Genomic DNA, 16620 nt, shown 5'->3' with positions numbered 1-16620 from the left:
AGCGCCGGTCCCACCGGCGCTTTCACGTATTGAAAGGGGAATTCCCGATGGATCTTCGTAAGCTGAAAACTCTGATCGACCTCGTCTCCGAATCCGGCATCTCCGAGCTGGAAGTGACGGAAGGCGAAGGTAAGGTGCGCATCGTCAAGAACGCACCGCCGGTCTACGTGCAGCCGACGGCTGGATTTGCCCCGCAGGTCAGCGCACCGGCCCCGTCGGTCGCGCTGCCGGCCGACGGCGCGCCGGCCGCCGCAGGCGCTGCCGCACCGGCCGTGCCGCAAGGTCACGTCGTGACCTCGCCAATGGTCGGCACGTTCTATCGCGCGCCGTCGCCGGGCGCGGACCCGTTCACCCAGGTCGGTGACACGGTCAAGGAAGGCCAGACCATCTGCATCATCGAAGCGATGAAGCTGCTCAATGAGATCGAGTCGGACAAGGCCGGCGTGATCAAGGAAATCCTCGTCGAGAACGGCCAGGCCGTCGAATACGGCCAGCCGCTTTTCGTGATCGGCTAAGCCCGCTGCGCGGCCCAGCCGGCCGCGCGCCGCCGATGCTCGCCAGGCGCCGTTCGCGCGCCCCTCGAAGAGACGAATACTCGCTATGTTTGAAAAAATCCTCATTGCCAACCGCGGTGAAATCGCGCTGCGCATCCAGCGTGCGTGCCGCGAGCTCGGCGTCAAGACGGTGGTCGTCTACTCGGAAGCCGACAAGGAAGCCAAGTACGTGCGCCTCGCGGACGAAGCCGTCTGTATCGGCCCGGCCCCGTCGAACCTGAGCTACCTGAACATGCCGGCGCTGATCAGCGCCGCGGAAGTCACCGATGCCGAGGCGATCCACCCCGGCTACGGCTTCCTGTCGGAGAACGCCGACTTCGCGGAACGCGTCGAGCAGTCGGGCTTCACGTTCATCGGCCCGCGTCCGGAAACGATCCGCCTGATGGGCGACAAGGTCACCGCGAAGCAGACCATGATCAAGACCGGCGTGCCGTGCGTGCCGGGTTCGGAAGGCGCGTTGCCGGAAGATCCGAAGGAGATCGTGAAGATTGCGCGCGCGATCGGCTATCCGGTCATCATCAAGGCAGCGGGCGGCGGCGGCGGGCGCGGGATGCGCGTCGTGCACACCGAGGCCGCGCTCGTCAACGCGGTCAACATGACCCGCGAGGAAGCCGGCCGTGCGTTCGGCAACCCGCAGGTGTACATGGAGAAGTTCCTCGAGAACCCGCGCCACATCGAAATCCAGGTGCTGTCGGACGCGCACAAGAACGCGATCTGGCTCGGCGAGCGCGACTGCTCGATGCAGCGCCGTCACCAGAAGGTGATCGAGGAAGCGCCGGCGCCCGGCATTCCGCGTCGCCTGATCGAGCGCATCGGCGACCGCTGCGCGGACGCGTGCAAGAAGATGGGCTACCTCGGCGCGGGCACGTTCGAATTCCTGTACGAGAACAACGAGTTCTACTTCATCGAGATGAACACGCGCGTGCAGGTCGAGCACCCGGTGTCGGAGATGATCACGGGCGTCGACATCGTGCAGGAACAGATCCGCATCGCGGCCGGCGAGAAGCTCGCGCTGCGCCAGCGCGACATCCAGTTCCGCGGACATGCGATCGAATGCCGGATCAACGCGGAAGATCCGTTCAAGTTCACGCCGTCGCCGGGCCGGATCACGTCGTGGCATACGCCGGGCGGCCCTGGCGTGCGCGTCGACTCGCACGCCTACAATGGCTATTTCGTGCCGCCGAACTATGATTCGATGATCGGCAAGCTGATCACCTACGGCGCGACGCGCGACCAGGCGATCCGCCGGATGCGCATCGCGCTGTCGGAAATGGTCGTCGAAGGCATCCAGACCAACATCCCGCTGCACCGCGAGCTGATGATCGACTCGAAGTTCGTCGAAGGCGGCACCAGCATCCACTATCTCGAAAACCGGCTCGCCCAGAAGCAGCAGGTCGCACCGGAAGAAGCGTAAGCATGAGCTACCGCGAACTCGTCGTCGAACTGGCCCGTGAGCATGCGGAGGCGCTGTCCGACGCACTGCTCGAACTCGGCGCGCTGTCGGTGTCTGTCGAGGACGCCGACGCCGACACGCCCGATGAACAGCCGCTCTTCGGCGAGCCCGGCCTGGTTCCGGAGCGCACCGCGTGGCAGCACTCGCGCGTGATCGCGCTGCTGTCGCCCGATCACGAGCCGGCCGTGCTGCTCGCGGCGGCCGCGAACGAAATCGGCGTCGCCGAGACACCGAAGTTCGACGTGCGCGAAGTCGAGGAACAGGACTGGGTGCGGCTCACGCAGTCGCAATTCGAGCCGATTCCGATCGGCGAGCGGATCTGGGTCGTGCCGTCGTGGCACGACGCGCCCGACCCCGATGCACTGATCCTCGAACTCGACCCCGGCCTCGCCTTCGGCACCGGCAGCCACCCGACCACGCGCCTGTGCATGGAATGGCTCGAACAGTCGGTGAAGCCCGGCCAGTCGGTGCTCGACTACGGCTGCGGCTCGGGCATTCTCGCGATCCTCGCGCAGAAATGCGGGGCGAACCCCGTAGTCGGCATCGATATCGACCCGCAGGCGGTGGAATCGGCGCGGCAGAACAGCGAACGTAACCACGCGGCAGTCACGTACGGGCTGCCCGACGCGTGTCCGGCCGGCGAATTCGACATCGTCGTCGCGAACATCCTGTCGAACCCACTGAAGCTGATGGCGTCGATGCTCGCATCGAAGGTGAAACCGGGCGGGCACATCGCGCTGTCGGGCGTGCTCGCGCGCCAGGCGGACGAAGTCGCGGCCGTCTATGCGCGCTACGTCGACATCTCGGTCTGGCGCGAACACGAAGGTTGGGTATGCCTCGCCGGAACCCGGCGGGAAAGCCATTAGAATAGCGCTGTCCTTCACTCTGGCCAGCAGGCCGCCCGGCTCGACATGCTTCTTGCGACGCGCTGCCCTCATTGCGAAACCGTCTTCCGGCTGCAGCAGGAACAGCTCTCGCTGCATGACGGGCTCGTGCGCTGCGGACACTGCCAGCAGGTCTTCAACGCGTCGCAGTCGCTCGTGCCCGAGCCGGCGCTGACCGAAGCGGCGCCGGCCGAGCCGGCCGCCGCCACCCCGCAACACGACGCCACGCCCGCGCGGCTCTTCGCCGACGCACCGGTCGGGTCGGCATCCGACACGGACTACAAGCCGGAAGGCTGGGACATGTGGGCGCCGTGGCTCGATGCCGGCGTCGACCCGGCGCTGCAGCACACCGGGCAGACCGTACGCGCCGAGCCGCTGGTGCCGCTCGCGCTGCCGGCCACTGAAGCCGGTGTCATTCATCTGTCCGGCACGCCCGCACCGATCGCCTCCGTCCCTGCCGAGCTGCACGCCGCGGTTGCGCCACCGGCCGAACCGGACGGAACGCCGCACGAAACCGACGCATCGGACACGTCGCTGGCCGCGCCGACTGTCGAGCCCGACCTGCGCGAACCGCGCTTCGTCGCGCACACGCCGTCGGCCGAACAAGCCGCAGCGGAGCCCGTCGAACCGGTTGGCAACGCGCGCTTCGCGGTGCCCGACGATGAACACGCGCCGCGTGAACCGCGCTTTGCATTCAGGCCGGCGCAAGCCGCAGCCGAATCCGAACGTGGACCCGGCAGCAACTCCGGCGAGCACGCGCCCGCACCGACCGCGGCCGCCAGCGAACCGGACGTCCAACCGGCCGCCACCTTCCCCGCCGCACTGACCGACGACGACCGCACGCACTTCGCCGTGACGCGCGAGTCGCGTGCGCCACAGCGGCACGGGATGCTCGGCGGCTTTTTCGGCGGCCTCGTCGCCGCCGCGCTCGCGGTGCTGCTCGTCGCGCAGCTTGCGTGGTGGCAGCGCGAACCCGTGATGATCTACTGGCCCGTCACGCAGGTCTGGTTCCGGCAAGCGTGCGCGCCGCTCGGCTGCACGGTCACGCCGCCGCGCGCGATCGACGGCCTGCGGCTCGACGCGGCCGACCTGCGCCAGCTCGACGGCCCGCGCGTGCTGGAGCTGAAGGTGCCGCTGACGAACCGTTATCGCGTCGCGCTCGCCTACCCGTCGCTCGAGCTGACGCTGCTCGACGACACGAATCACGTGACCGTGCGCCGCGTGCTCGCGCCGCGCGACTACGTGCGCCCGGGCACGCCGATCGACGCCGGGCTGCCGCGCGGCACGACACAAACGATGATCGTGCGTCTCGACACGAACGGCACGCCCGCCTCGAATTTCCGCGTCCAGATCTTCTATCCGTGACGCCCCGCGGCGCGCGCATGCGCGCCGTCTCAACCCGCGCGCCGCAGCGGCGCGCTATTTCGGAGCACGAACATGAGCAAAGTTACGCTGGGTGGCAACCCGATCGATCTCGCCGGCACGTTCCCGGCCGTCGGCTCGCAAGCCCCCGACTTCAAGCTGGTCGGCAAGGATCTCGCCGATCTGTCGCTCGCCAGCTTCGCCGGCAAGCGCAAGGTGCTGAACATCGTCCCGAGCCTCGACACGCCGACCTGCGCGACGTCGACCCGCAAGTTCAACGAAGCCGCGTCGTCGCTCGACAACACGGTCGTGGTCGTCGTGTCCGGCGACCTGCCGTTCGCCGCCACGCGCTTCTGCACGACCGAAGGCCTCGCGAACGTCGTGACGGCTTCGACGTTCCGCGGCGGCCGCGCATTCGCGAACGCGTACGGCGTCGACGTGACGAGCGGCCCGCTGGACGGCCTGACGGCCCGCGCGGTCGTCGTGCTCGACGCGCAGGACAAGGTGATCCACGCGCAACTCGTCGGCGAGATCAAGGACGAGCCGAACTACGACGCAGCGCTCGCCGCACTGAAGTAATCCGCAGCCGCCCGGCCCTGCCGCGCGAGGCCCGACGGTCTGCGCACCGGCCGGGCGGCCGCCTCCTTTTGCTCTCTACAGGAACGCACGCCTTGACTACGCTGATTTGCGGCTCGCTCGCCTACGACAACATCATGACCTTCGAAGGCCGGTTTCGCGAGCACATCCTGCCCGACCAGGTTCACCTTCTGAACGTGAGCTTCCTCGTGCCGACGATGCGTCGCGAATTCGGCGGTTGCGCGGGGAACATCGCTTACGCGCTGCACATGCTCGGCGGCGACGCGCGCATCATGGCGACGGTCGGCGCGAACGACGCCGACCGCTATCTCGAGCGTCTCGACAGCCTCGGCCTGTCGAAAGCCAATGTGCGCGTGGTGCCCGAAACGCACACCGCGCAGGCGATGATCACGACCGATCTCGAGAACAACCAGATCACCGCATTCCACCCAGGCGCGATGATGGAGTCGCACCTGAACCGTGCGGACGAAGTGCCGGGCGTGAAGCTCGGCATCGTCGCGCCGGACGGCTTCGACGGGATGGTCCAGCATGCCGAGCAATTCGCGAAGGCCGGCATCCCGTTCATCTTCGATCCGGGCCAGGGCCTGCCGCTGTTCGACGGTGCGACGCTGCGCCGCATCATTGAACTCGCGACCTTCGTCGCGGTCAACGACTACGAGGGCAAGCTCGTCAGCGACAAGACGGGCTGGTCCGAACAGGAAATCGCCAGCCGGGTTCAGGCGTTGATCATCACGCGCGGCGAGCACGGCTCCACCATTCTTCACAAAAACGGCGAAGAACATATTCCGGTCGTGCAAGCAGAGCGTGTCGTCGATCCGACCGGTTGCGGCGACGCCTTCCGGGGCGGCCTGCTGTACGGCATCGAGAACGGTCTCGACTGGGCAACCACGGGCCGCCTCGCGAGCCTGATGGGCTCGATCAAGATCGCCCACCAGGGGCCCCAGACCTACGCATTGACGCGCGCCGAAATCGACGTGCGCTTCGAGGCTGCCTTCGGTTACAGTCTCAAATGAATATTGCGGGAGAGCAAAGATGTTGACCAAGAAAACCCTCACGTTCGCGGCGATGCTGACGGCCACGCTGACGCTCGCCGGCTGCTTCACGGCGCCGGGCTCGGCGGATGTCTATAGCGTCGGCCAGGCGCAGCGCGAACAGACCGTCCGCATGGGCACGGTCGAAAGCGTCCGCGCGGTGCGCATCCAGTCCGACGGCGGCGGCAGCGCCATCGGCACGCTCGGCGGCGGTGCGCTCGGCGCAGTCGCGGGCAGCGCGATCGGCGGCGGCAAGGGGTCGATCCTGACGGCCATCGCGGGCGGTCTCGTCGGCGCGGTCGCAGGCAACGCGGTCGGCGAAAATCTCAGCACGGCGAACGGTGTCGAAATCACCGTGCGCCTCGACAACGGCGACCTGCGCTCGATCACGCAGGCGGCAAGCGGCGAAATGTTCCGCGCCGGCGAACGTGTGCGACTGCTGTCGAGCGGCGGCGTCACGCGCGTCACGCACTAACGAGCATCCTCAGCATGCGGCGCAAGCCGCGGTCGAACGCATGTGCGAAGCTGCACATGCGTTTTTTTTCGTCCGCAATTCGTTGCCGGCCGACGGTGGGCGCTGCGATGAATACGGACGAAAAAAATCCCGCCACCTGAGCCAGATAGCGGGATCGATTGAGTAGCGCTACTCAACCCGCGGACACCGCGTGAGTGTCCGGGTAGTACTGGTCAGCCGCGATTACGGACGGCTGCCGGTCGGGAACGGCCATGCCGCTGCCGGGTTGAGCGCGGTCTTCACGCCCGATGCCGGCGCGACCGATGCGGTCGACGCGGTGGTTGCCGGTGCAGCCTTCTTCACGACGGCCTTCTTCGGAGCAGCTGCCTTCTTCGCCGGTGCAGCAGCCTTCGGTGCAGCAGCCTTCTTCGCAGGGGCAGCCTTCTTGGCGGGCGCAGCCTTCTTCGCAGCGGCCTTCTTCGCAGGCGCAGCCTTCTTGGCAGCAGCCTTCTTCGCCGGCGCGGCCTTCTTCGCAGCAGCCTTCTTCGCCGGTGCTGCCTTCTTCGCAGCAACCTTCTTCACCGCGACCTTCTTGGCGGCAACCTTCTTCGCTGCGGCCTTCTTCGCCGGTGCTGCCTTCTTCGCGGCAACCTTCTTCACCGCGACTTTCTTCGCAGCGACCTTCTTGGCTGCAACCTTCTTCGTTGCGACCTTCTTTGCCGCGACCTTCTTCGCTGCGGCCTTCTTCGCCGGTGCTGCCTTCTTCGCGGCAACCTTCTTCACCGCGACCTTCTTCGCAGCAACTTTCTTCACTGCAGCGGCTTTCTTCGCCGGGGCTGCAGCCTTCTTCGCTACGGTCTTCTTGGCAGCGACCTTCTTAGCAGCCGGTTTTTTCTTGGCAGTAGCCATGTTGTTCTCCTTCAGGTTCAGATGAGAGTCAGTTCAAACTACACCCTTCGTCAAAACCCGCTTCCCGCGGACGCTGTTCAGGACGTGCGCTTCGAAGCGGGCTATTCATCGGCGTACGCGGATACCACGCGCTTACGCTAATGAATACGGTATGGCGCGCGTGACCCCATGGCCTCGCGCGCCAAATCAAGTCGGTAGCCGGCGCACCTCGCACCGCTACCCCTAATCGCTTGATCAAGCGGACCGCCACACGGCCGTCCGCTTTTTCCGGAGGGAAGTTTGCCCATCCCACTGAAGGGTTCGCAAAGTGCCGATCATGTCGTTGGGCCGTTAAGGCACCGGGCATGCTTTGCATCAGGCGTTCTTGCTCCTAAACCTTGGGCCGGGGCCGAGAGGCCGCCGGCTGCTCCATCATGTGACGGGTTCGCTGCTGCGGGTTATTCCCAGGACAGCGCGCCGCCCGTCTGATACTCGATCACTCGCGTCTCGAAGAAGTTGCGCTCCTTCTTCAGGTCGATCATCTCGCTCATCCACGGGAACGGGTTTTCCTCGTTCGGGAACAGCGGGTCGAGGCCGATCTGCTGGCAACGGCGGTTGCTGATGAAGCGCAGATAGCTCTTGAACATCGACGCGTTCAGACCCAGCACGCCGCGCGGCATCGTGTCCTCGGCGTAGCGGTATTCGAGTTCGACAGCCTGCTTGAACAGCTCGCGGATCTCGGCGCGGAATTCCGCGGTCCAGAGATGCGGGTTCTCGAGCTTGATCTGGTTGATCAGGTCGATGCCGAAATTGCAGTGCATCGATTCGTCGCGCAGGATGTACTGATATTGCTCTGCAGCACCCGTCATCTTGTTCTGGCGGCCGAGCGCGAGAATCTGCGTGAAGCCGACATAGAAGAACAGGCCTTCCATGATGCAGGCGAACACGATCAGCGACTTCAGCAGCTTCTGATCCGCTTCGAGCGTACCGGTCTTGAAGGCCGGGTCGGTCAGCGTGTGGATGAACGGGATCAGGAATTCGTCCTTCGCGCGGATCGACGTGACCTCGTGGTACGCGTTGAAGATCTCGCCTTCGTCGAGACCGAGCGATTCGACAATGTATTGATACGCGTGCGTGTGGATCGCCTCTTCGAACGCCTGGCGCAGCAGGAACTGCCGGCACTCGGGCGCCGTGATGTGGCGGTACGTGCCGAGCACGATGTTGTTCGCGGCGAGCGAATCGGCCGTCACGAAGAAACCGAGGTTGCGCTTGACGATGCGGCGCTCGTCCTCGGTCAGACCGTTCGGGTCCTTCCACAGTGCGATGTCGCGGGACATGTTGATTTCCTGCGGCATCCAGTGGTTCGCGCAACCCGCCAGATACTTTTCCCACGCCCACTTGTACTTGAACGGCACCAGCTGATTGACGTCAGTCTGGCCGTTGATGATGCGCTTGTCGGCGACATTGACCCGCGTTTCCGAACCGCCAGCGGGAACAGCCGATGCTTGCGGCGGCACCGCAAGATCGCCTTCGAAAATGTCGCGGACCTGATGGGCGGCAGGCGCTGCCGCCTGCATTCCGACAGCCATCCCTGCGGAGGTGCGCATCGCGTTTTGCTGCGCTCCGCTCGCGGGGGTTACGGCAGTCTTCTCGTCATCCCAGTTGAGCATAAATTCTCACCATCAATTTAGAACGGTTTGTACCATCTTTTCCTGAGCGATAAAAGGGCTCGCTCACGAAAAATCCTTTTTTCGATTCGCGTTGCGACCTCGATACAACACTTTGAGCAACGCATCGTCGTTCATGCGGCGCGCGACGCGTGTCGCACATGTATCGCGAGGTGCGCTCGACGCATCGAACGCTGATCGAAACGCGACGTCGTCGGGGATGTTTCGATCGCTTGTCACTGCCTGCAACGCAAGTGGCGCGTTACAGATTCCTTATCATTTTTTTAGTAGAGAGCGGCGCACACTTCAACCTCGATCGGTTGTCGTGCACGCCGCCCGAACCTTCTTCAGGTCATGCGCGCCGTGTTACTGGCAGGCTTCGCACTCGTCGAAGCCCGGATCGCCCGGACGCATCGTGCACACCGGACCGTCTGCTTCGACCGGCGCCAGCGCCGGTGCCGCATTGACCGCGCCCGACGATGCATCACCGCCTGCCGCACCGAAGCCGCCTGCCGCGCCTTGCGCGCCGCCGCTGCTCGAGCCACCGCTCGTCGGCACTGCGTTCAGCGCGCCATGTGCGACCGTCGACTTCTCGACGTGCGTCGCCGCCATCGTGCGCAGGTAGTAGGTCGTCTTCAGACCGCGCAGCCATGCGAGCTTGTAGACCTCGTCGAGCTTCTTGCCCGACGCGCCGCCCATGTAGATGTTCAGCGACTGCGCCTGGTCGATCCACTTCTGGCGACGCGATGCCGCTTCGACCAGCCACGTCGGGTCGACCTCGAACGCGGTCGCGTAGATCGCGCGCAGGTCGGCCGGGATGCGGTCGATGCGCGACAGCATGCCGTCGAAGTACTTCAGGTCGGCCACCATCACTTCGTCCCACAGGCCGCGCTCCTTCAGGTCGCGAACGAGGTACTCGTTGACCACCGTGAATTCGCCCGACAGGTTCGACTTCACGTACAGGTTCTGGAAGGTCGGCTCGATGCACGCCGACACGCCGATGATGTTCGAGATCGTCGCCGTCGGCGCGATCGCGACGCAGTTCGAGTTGCGCATGCCGTGCGAGGCGATCCGCGAACGCAGCGTCGTCCAGTCGAGCGACGCCGACGTGTCGACTTCGACGTAGCCGCCGCGCGCTTCCGTCAGCAGCTTCAGCGTGTCCTGCGGGAGGATGCCGCGATCCCACAGCGAGCCGCGGTAGCTCGAGTAGCGGCCGCGTTCCTCGGCCAGCTCGGTCGACGCGTAGTACGCGTAGTAGCAGACCGCTTCCATCGAACGGTCGGCGAACTCGACCGCCGCTTCCGACGCGTACGGCGTGCGCAGCAGGTGCAGGCAGTCCTGGAAGCCCATGATGCCCATGCCGACCGGGCGGTGCTTCAGGTTCGAGTTACGCGCCTTCGGCACCGCGTAGTAGTTGATGTCGATCACGTTGTCGAGCATGCGCATCGCGACGCTGATCGTGCGCTTCAGCTTGTCGTGGTCGAGCGCGTAGCTGCCGTCGGCCTGCTTCACCAGGTGGGCGACGAGGTTCACCGAGCCCAGGTTGCACACCGCGATTTCGGTGTCGCTCGTGTTCAGCGTGATTTCCGTGCACAGGTTCGACGAGTGGACGACGCCGACGTGCTGCTGCGGCGAGCGCACGTTGCACGGATCCTTGAACGTGATCCACGGGTGGCCCGTTTCGAACAGCATGCCGAGCATCTTGCGCCAGAGCTGCTGCGCCGGGATCTTCTTGAACAGCTTGATCTCGCCGCGCGCGACCTTGTCTTCGTAAGCCGTGTAAGCCGCTTCGAACTCCGCGCCGAACTTGTCGTGCAGGTCCGGGCAGGTCGACGGCGAGAACAGCGTCCAGTCGGCGCCTTCCATCACGCGCTTCATGAACAGGTCGGGAATCCAGTTCGCCGTGTTCATGTCGTGCGTACGGCGGCGATCGTCGCCGGTGTTCTTGCGCAGCTCGAGGAATTCCTCGATGTCGAGGTGCCACGATTCGAGGTACGCGCACACCGCGCCCTTGCGCTTGCCGCCCTGGTTGACCGCGACGGCCGTGTCGTTGACCACCTTCAGGAACGGGACCACGCCTTGCGACTTGCCGTTCGTGCCCTTGATATGCGAGCCGAGCGCACGCACGCGCGTCCAGTCGTTGCCGAGACCGCCGGCGAACTTCGACAGCAGCGCGTTTTCCTTCAGCGCTTCATAGATGCCGTCGAGGTCGTCCGCGACCGTCGTCAGGTAGCACGACGACAGCTGCGAGCGATGGGTGCCCGAGTTGAACAGCGTCGGCGTCGAGCTCATGAAGTCGAAGCTCGACAGCACGTTGTAGAACTCGATCGCGCGCGTTTCGCGGTCGATCTCGTTCAGCGACAGGCCCATCGCGACGCGCATGAAGAATGCCTGCGGCATTTCGATGCGGGAACCGTCGACGTGCAGGAAGTAGCGGTCGTACAGCGTCTGCAGGCCGAGGTAGCCGAACTGCAGGTCGCGATTCGCGTCGAGCGCGTCGCCGAGACGCTTCAGGTCGAACTGCAGCAGCTTGTCGTCGAGCAGGCCGGCGTCGACGCCGCGCTTCAGGAACTGCGGGAAGTATTCCGCGTAGCGGGTCGACATCTCGGCCTGGACCACTTCCTCGCCGAGGATCTCGCGGCGGATCGTGTGCAGCAGGATGCGGGCCGTGACCTGGCTGTACGCCGGATCCTTTTCGATCATCGTGCGCGCAGCGAGGATCGCCGAGTCGTAGACCTGGCTCATCGGCACGCCGTCGTACAGGTTCTTCACCGTTTCCGCGACGATCGGGTCAGGGTTAACCGCAGCGCCGAGGCCGTCGCATGCCGACACGATCAGCGCACGCAGCGCGTTCATGTCGAGCGGGCGCGTGACGCCGTTGTCGACGACGTTGATGCCGGTGCTCGCCTCGCCGCCCGCTGCCGCTGCTTCCTCGCCCGCATGCTGGCGCTCGAGGTGGCGCTTCTCGCGATACAGCACGTACGCGCGCGCGACGTTGTGCTCGCCGCCGCGCATCAGCGCGAGTTCGACCTGGTCCTGAATGTCTTCGATATGGAACGTACCGCCGTTCGGACGGCTGCGCACGAGCGCGCGAACGACGTTGTGCGTCAGTTGCTCGACGAGTTCGCGTACGCGCGCCGATGCCGCGCCCTGCCCGCCGTTGACGGCCAGGAAAGCCTTGGTCACCGCAATCGCGATCTTCGAAGGCTCGAACGACACCACGCTGCCGTTGCGTCGGATCACCTTGTAGTCGGCGAACGTGGCCTGCGGCGCGAGCGCCTGCGCGCCCTGTTCGGTCCCGCCGAGCGGACGGCTCGAGGCGCTCTCGTACTGGGACGTCGCGTTGTCGGTGGTTTGCATGTGCAAAGCTCCTGGTGTTGGATGGTGCGGAGAGAACCGCGGATTAAAACGAACGCTGCGCAATAAGGTGCGCGAGCGGTAAGAGGCGAGCGATGCGTCGGGGAAGCCGGTTCGGTCGATGCGCGACAACCGATCCGGTCGTGTGCTTCGTCATGTGTCCCCTGCCCCGTCGAAGTTCGCTGCGCTTGATCGCGACGCCCGGACCGCCCGGCCTGGCGCGCCGCCCTGAGAACCCTGTCCGCCGGCGTTGCCCGCCGGCCGGTGCCGCTCGGGTTTCCCCTGCGACACACACTATATCTAGTACAGAACCGCTCAACTGGCACCAAGTATAGTGGACATTCGGAGGACGTCCAAACGGTTAATTTGCGATGGAGGTCTTGACATCGCTCACGCGCAGACACGACAAGGCATTGGTCGGAGAAAAAACTTTCCCCGGTCAAAAAACCCCGCGATCAGTGCTGACGGAACGGAAAGTATTCGGCGGAAAAACCGGCATCGCTCGCGAAGCGTTGCCAATCGAAGTGCGGGCCCGGGTCGGTCTTGCGGCCCGGCGCGACGTCCGAGTGCCCAGCAAATGCGTCGACCGGATAGCGTGCGGCGAGCGCGCGGGAGAGCGCGGCGAGCATCGCATACTGCGCGTCGTCGAACGGCACATCGTCCGCGCCTTCGAGCTCGATGCCGATCGAGAAGTCGTTGCAGCGTGTCCGGCCGAAGAACTCGGACGCGCCCGCATGCCACGCGCGCTCGTCGCACGACACGAACTGCACGAGTTCGCCGTCGCGGCGGATCAGGAAGTGCGCGGACACGCGCACGCCGCGCAGGTGGCTCTGGTAATAGGGGTGCGCATCGCAATCGAGACGGTTCAGGAACAGCGATTCGATCGCGTCGCCGCCAAACTCGCCGGGCGGCAAGCTGATGTTGTGGACGACGACGAGCGTCGGCACCGCGCCGGCAGGTCGCGCCTCGAAATTCGGCGACGGTGCATGACGCGCTTCGCGCACCCAGCCGCGTGCATCGACCGACAGCAGCGCTGCGTCGCTCATCGGGCGTCGTGGCCGCTCGCGCGTGCGCCGTGGCGCTGCGCGTGCTCAGTGCTGCAGAAGTATTCGCCGCCCACTGCGACGGCGTCGCCCTTCGGCGCATGCACACCGCATTCGGCGCAGCGCACCATCGGCTCGGGCAGCGAGCGCGCGTCGCCGTTCGGGCGTGCCGTACCGGCACCGCCGTCGTAGCCGCCACCGCGGCCGGTGCGCGCCTGCGCATGCTCCTGGGCCTGGCGCAGCTTGCGCGCGAGCCACGAACCCGCGAAGAAAAGAAGAATCAGGAGAAGAATCTGTCGCATCGGAAACCTGCGTTCAAACCACGGAGCGGTGCAGCAGCACCTCGAAAACGAACCGGCTGCCGACATACGCGAACAGCAGCGCGGCAAACGACACGAGCACCCAGCGCGCGGCGCCGCGCCCGCGCCAGCCCGACGTCTTGCGGGCCACCAGCAGGCCGCCGAACATCAGCCACGACAGCACCGCGAACACGGTCTTGTGATCGAGCCGCAGCGCGCGTGCATCGACCTGCTCGCTGAACAGGATCCCCGACGCGAGCGTCAGCGTGAGCAGCACGAAGCCGGCGCCGATCAGGCGGAACAGCAGCTTCTCGAGCGTGAGCAGCGGCGGCAGCGTTTCGAGCCAGCTCGCGATCCAGCCGGTCGAACCGTCGCGCCCGCCGCTTCTCAGCGATTGCAGGCGCCGCTCGACCATCAGCATCAGGACTGCGTGCAGCGCGGCGATCGCAAAGAGGCCGTATGCGATGTTCGCGATCAGGAAGTGCATCTTGAACAGCGGTGCTGCGGCATAAGGCAGCACCCGCACGCCACCGAACACGAGCGGCAGCAGCGACGCGCCGCACGCAAGCGGCAGCACGAGCAGGCGCAGGCTGTCGAGCGGGAAGAAGAAGCTCTCGATCCAGTAGATGCCGGCGCCGAGCCAGAACATCGCGGACAGCGCGAACGCGAACCCGAAGATCATCGCGTCGTGCGGGAAGATCGTCATGTGCAGCAGCACGCCGTGCGCGACGAGCGCCGCGAACAGCAGCGCGCGGCCGGCCGAGCTCATCCCCGACGCGGCGGACGCCGGAACCGGCACGGCCGGCACGCTCGCGACGAGCGGCGTCGCGCCCTGGCGGTGCGTGCGCCAGCCTGCGACGGCAAGGCCGCCGTACAGGAATGCGGTGAGGGCATACAGTACAATATCCATGTTCGAAGTTTACACTAGGCCCCCTCCCCGCGACGGCTCCCTTTGTTCGGTTCCGTTGCGCCTTCGGGCCCCACTGTCCATCGCTCCCCATGCTCGACAATCTCACTCAACGGATGGCGCGCGTCGTCAAGACGCTGCGCGGCGAGGCCCGGCTTACCGAGGCGAACACCCAGGAGATGCTCCGCGAGGTGCGTCTCGCGCTGCTGGAGGCCGACGTCGCACTGCCCGTCGTCCGCGAATTCATCGCCAAGGTCAAGGAAAAGGCGCTCGGCGAGGAAGTGATCAGCAGCCTGTCGCCGGGTCAGGCGCTCGTCGGCGTGGTCCAGAAGGAACTGACCGCCGTGATCGGCGGCGACTACGAAGGCAAGGCCGCCGAGCTGAACCTTGCGGTCACCCCGCCTGCCGTGATCCTGATGGCCGGCCTGCAGGGCGCCGGCAAGACCACGACCGTCGGCAAGCTCGCGAAGCTGCTGCGCGAGAAGTACAAGAAGAAGGTGCTGACGGTGTCGTGCGACGTGTATCGCCCGGCCGCGATCATGCAGTTGAAAACGGTGACCGAACAGGTCGGCGCCGACTTCTTCCCGTCGACGCCGGACCAGAAGCCCGTCGACATCGCGGTCGCCGCCGTCGACTGGGCGAAGCGCCACTACCATGACGTGCTGATCGTCGACACGGCCGGCCGCCTCGGCATCGACGAGGTGATGATGCAGGAAATCGCCGCGCTGCACGGCACGCTGAAGCCGGCCGAAACGCTGTTCGTCGTCGACGCGATGCTCGGCCAGGACGCGGTCAATACCGCGAAGGCATTCAACGACACACTGCCGCTGACCGGCGTCGTGCTGACCAAGCTCGACGGCGATTCGCGCGGCGGTGCCGCGTTGTCGGTGCGACACGTCACGGGCAAGCCGATCAAGTTCGTCGGCGTCGCCGAAAAGCTCGACGGCCTTGAGGTGTTCCACCCTGACCGGATGGCGAACCGGATCCTCGGCATGGGCGACATCCTCGCGCTCGTCGAGGAAGCGCAGCGCGGCGTCGACGTGCAGGCCGCGCAGAAGCTTGCCGACAAGGTCAAGAAAGGCGGCGACTTCGACCTGAACGATTTCCGCGCGCAGATCTCGCAGATGAAGAACATGGGCGGCCTGTCGTCGCTGATGGACAAGCTGCCCGCGCAGTTCCAGCAGGCCGCGGCCGGCGCCGACATGGGTCAGGCCGAGAAGCAGATCCGCCGGATGGAAGGGATCATCAGCTCGATGACGCCCGCCGAGCGCGCGAAACCCGAAATCATCAAGGCGACGCGCAAGCGCCGCATTGCAGCCGGTGCGGGCGTGCCGGTACAGGAAGTCAACCGGATGCTGAACCAGTACGACCAGATGCGTACGATGATGAAGAAACTGAAGGGCGGCAACATGCAGAAGATGATGCGTGGCCTGAAGGGCATGATGCCCGGCATGCGCTGATTCCGCCCGTCGGCCGGCGCGCGGGTTTTTGCCGTAGCGCGCGCCTGCCGTTCTGCTTCATCCTTATTTGTATACCGACTGCTCGCCAGAACACATGAACCGCGAAGAAGCCCTCCACATTTTCGACCACTCCGAAGAGATCGTCTCGGCAGATGCCGTCAACGCGTCGATCTCCAGGATGGCCGACGCGATCCGCGCCGAGATCGGCGATGCGTTCCCGCTCGTTCTCTCGGTGATGGGCGGCGCCGCGGTGTTTACCGGGATGCTGCTACCGCATCTCGATTTCCCGCTGGAATTCGACTACATCCACCTGACCCGCTATCGCAACACGACGCAGGGCAGCCCGGAGATGCACTGGCGCGTCGCGCCGCGCGAATCGGTGAAGGACCGGATCGTGCTCGTGCTCGACGACATCCTCGACGAAGGCGAGACGATGGCCGCGATCCGCGACCGCATCCTCGACATGGGCGCGAAGCGCTTCATGTCCGCCGTGCTGTGCGAGAAGACGCTCACGAAGGCGAAACCGCTGCATCCCGACTTCTGCGGCTTCGCGGTGCCGGACCGCTACGTGTTCGGCTGCGGGATGGACGCAAAGGGCTACTGGCGCAACCTGCCGACGATCCGCGCGCTGACCGCGAACGTCTGACCCCCGCCCGCCATAAGA

16 protein-coding genes are annotated in these 16620 nt (G+C 65.6%); 9 read left to right on the top strand and 7 right to left on the bottom strand.

The genetic code is table 11. From position 1 onward, the window contains the following. Positions 1-47: 47 nt before the first annotated feature. From accB to AC1Z3W_RS21270, 7 genes are all read left to right on the top strand, one after another. On the top strand, positions 48-515 hold the full coding sequence (gene accB, locus AC1Z3W_RS21300; protein ID WP_057926822.1) for an acetyl-CoA carboxylase biotin carboxyl carrier protein: 468 nt from the start codon (positions 48-50) through the stop codon (positions 513-515). Positions 516-600: 85 nt separating this feature from the next. Next, positions 601-1968, top strand: coding sequence for an acetyl-CoA carboxylase biotin carboxylase subunit (gene accC / locus AC1Z3W_RS21295; RefSeq protein WP_057926823.1), 1368 nt, complete (start codon positions 601-603; stop codon positions 1966-1968). A gap of 2 nt (positions 1969-1970) precedes the next feature. Continuing rightward, positions 1971-2873 carry a 50S ribosomal protein L11 methyltransferase gene (prmA, locus tag AC1Z3W_RS21290; protein WP_057926824.1) on the top strand — a complete coding sequence of 301 codons (903 nt, stop codon included), beginning with the start codon at positions 1971-1973 and terminating at the stop codon, positions 2871-2873. 45 nt (positions 2874-2918) lie between these two features. Beyond that, a complete protein-coding gene (locus AC1Z3W_RS21285; protein ID WP_483508394.1) occupies positions 2919-4256 on the top strand; it encodes a DUF3426 domain-containing protein in 1338 nt (445 codons plus the stop codon). Between the two features lie 72 nt (positions 4257-4328). Further along, positions 4329-4832, top strand: a complete 504-nt coding sequence (gene tpx, locus AC1Z3W_RS21280; RefSeq protein WP_057926826.1) for a thiol peroxidase — start codon at positions 4329-4331, stop codon at positions 4830-4832. A 92-nt stretch (positions 4833-4924) separates the two neighbouring features. Further along, positions 4925-5863, top strand: coding sequence for a carbohydrate kinase family protein (locus tag AC1Z3W_RS21275; RefSeq protein ID WP_057926827.1), 939 nt, complete (start codon positions 4925-4927; stop codon positions 5861-5863). A gap of 19 nt (positions 5864-5882) precedes the next feature. Then, positions 5883-6356 (top strand): outer membrane lipoprotein, encoded by a 474-nt coding sequence (locus tag AC1Z3W_RS21270; RefSeq protein WP_057926828.1) that lies wholly within the window; start codon positions 5883-5885, stop codon positions 6354-6356. Between the two features lie 222 nt (positions 6357-6578). Here AC1Z3W_RS21270 and AC1Z3W_RS21265 read toward each other — a convergent pair whose 3' ends face one another. The 7 genes from AC1Z3W_RS21265 to AC1Z3W_RS21235 all read right to left on the bottom strand — a co-directional run bounded on the left by AC1Z3W_RS21265 (position 6579) and on the right by AC1Z3W_RS21235 (position 14499). After that, positions 6579-7244, bottom strand: a complete 666-nt coding sequence (locus AC1Z3W_RS21265) for a histone H1-like DNA-binding protein (protein WP_057926829.1) — start codon at positions 7242-7244, stop codon at positions 6579-6581. A gap of 28 nt (positions 7245-7272) precedes the next feature. Then, complete coding sequence (locus tag AC1Z3W_RS21260; RefSeq protein WP_080599407.1) at positions 7273-7599, bottom strand: hypothetical protein; 327 nt, start codon at positions 7597-7599, stop codon at positions 7273-7275. A gap of 82 nt (positions 7600-7681) precedes the next feature. After that, positions 7682-8893: a ribonucleotide-diphosphate reductase subunit beta gene (locus AC1Z3W_RS21255; protein ID WP_057926830.1), complete on the bottom strand. Its 1212-nt coding sequence runs from the start codon at positions 8891-8893 to the stop codon at positions 7682-7684. Positions 8894-9256: 363 nt separating this feature from the next. Next, positions 9257-12250: a ribonucleoside-diphosphate reductase subunit alpha gene (locus AC1Z3W_RS21250; RefSeq protein ID WP_124834548.1), complete on the bottom strand. Its 2994-nt coding sequence runs from the start codon at positions 12248-12250 to the stop codon at positions 9257-9259. A 452-nt stretch (positions 12251-12702) separates the two neighbouring features. After that, the gene (gene ampD, locus AC1Z3W_RS21245; RefSeq protein WP_057926832.1) at positions 12703-13293 is read right to left on the bottom strand and encodes a 1,6-anhydro-N-acetylmuramyl-L-alanine amidase AmpD; all 591 of its coding nucleotides are present in this window, start codon (positions 13291-13293) and stop codon (positions 12703-12705) included. Continuing rightward, positions 13290-13592 carry a PP0621 family protein gene (locus AC1Z3W_RS21240; RefSeq protein WP_124834547.1) on the bottom strand — a complete coding sequence of 101 codons (303 nt, stop codon included), beginning with the start codon at positions 13590-13592 and terminating at the stop codon, positions 13290-13292. The genes ampD and AC1Z3W_RS21240 overlap by 4 nt, the downstream gene beginning before the upstream one ends. A gap of 13 nt (positions 13593-13605) precedes the next feature. Further along, positions 13606-14499, bottom strand: a complete 894-nt coding sequence (locus AC1Z3W_RS21235) for a cytochrome C assembly family protein (RefSeq protein ID WP_057926834.1) — start codon at positions 14497-14499, stop codon at positions 13606-13608. An 89-nt stretch (positions 14500-14588) separates the two neighbouring features. Here AC1Z3W_RS21235 and ffh point away from each other — a divergent pair, with 89 nt between their 5' ends. After that, positions 14589-15956 carry a signal recognition particle protein gene (ffh, locus tag AC1Z3W_RS21230; protein ID WP_124834546.1) on the top strand — a complete coding sequence of 456 codons (1368 nt, stop codon included), beginning with the start codon at positions 14589-14591 and terminating at the stop codon, positions 15954-15956. 94 nt (positions 15957-16050) lie between these two features. Beyond that, complete coding sequence (locus AC1Z3W_RS21225) at positions 16051-16602, top strand: hypoxanthine-guanine phosphoribosyltransferase (protein WP_057926836.1); 552 nt, start codon at positions 16051-16053, stop codon at positions 16600-16602. Positions 16603-16620 lie beyond the last annotated feature (18 nt).

This window comes from Burkholderia sp. 10_S31, assembly GCF_056930375.1.
The sequence above is the reverse complement of the archived record's forward strand: the minus strand, read 5'-3'. Positions and strand labels throughout refer to the sequence as shown.

Coding starts and splice junctions, on each gene's coding strand:
- prmA (WP_057926824.1), top strand. CDS start 1,971: ATGAGCTACCGCGAACTCGTCGTCGAACTGGCCCGTGAGCATGCGGAG.
- ampD (WP_057926832.1), bottom strand. CDS start 13,293: ATGAGCGACGCAGCGCTGCTGTCGGTCGATGCACGCGGCTGGGTGCGC.
- AC1Z3W_RS21250 (WP_124834548.1), bottom strand. CDS start 12,250: ATGCAAACCACCGACAACGCGACGTCCCAGTACGAGAGCGCCTCGAGC.
- AC1Z3W_RS21240 (WP_124834547.1), bottom strand. CDS start 13,592: ATGCGACAGATTCTTCTCCTGATTCTTCTTTTCTTCGCGGGTTCGTGG.
- accB (WP_057926822.1), top strand. CDS start 48: ATGGATCTTCGTAAGCTGAAAACTCTGATCGACCTCGTCTCCGAATCC.
- accC (WP_057926823.1), top strand. CDS start 601: ATGTTTGAAAAAATCCTCATTGCCAACCGCGGTGAAATCGCGCTGCGC.
- tpx (WP_057926826.1), top strand. CDS start 4,329: ATGAGCAAAGTTACGCTGGGTGGCAACCCGATCGATCTCGCCGGCACG.
- ffh (WP_124834546.1), top strand. CDS start 14,589: ATGCTCGACAATCTCACTCAACGGATGGCGCGCGTCGTCAAGACGCTG.
- AC1Z3W_RS21235 (WP_057926834.1), bottom strand. CDS start 14,499: ATGGATATTGTACTGTATGCCCTCACCGCATTCCTGTACGGCGGCCTT.
- AC1Z3W_RS21285 (WP_483508394.1), top strand. CDS start 2,919: ATGCTTCTTGCGACGCGCTGCCCTCATTGCGAAACCGTCTTCCGGCTG.
- AC1Z3W_RS21225 (WP_057926836.1), top strand. CDS start 16,051: ATGAACCGCGAAGAAGCCCTCCACATTTTCGACCACTCCGAAGAGATC.
- AC1Z3W_RS21265 (WP_057926829.1), bottom strand. CDS start 7,244: ATGGCTACTGCCAAGAAAAAACCGGCTGCTAAGAAGGTCGCTGCCAAG.
- AC1Z3W_RS21255 (WP_057926830.1), bottom strand. CDS start 8,893: ATGCTCAACTGGGATGACGAGAAGACTGCCGTAACCCCCGCGAGCGGA.
- AC1Z3W_RS21260 (WP_080599407.1), bottom strand. CDS start 7,599: ATGCAAAGCATGCCCGGTGCCTTAACGGCCCAACGACATGATCGGCAC.
- AC1Z3W_RS21270 (WP_057926828.1), top strand. CDS start 5,883: ATGTTGACCAAGAAAACCCTCACGTTCGCGGCGATGCTGACGGCCACG.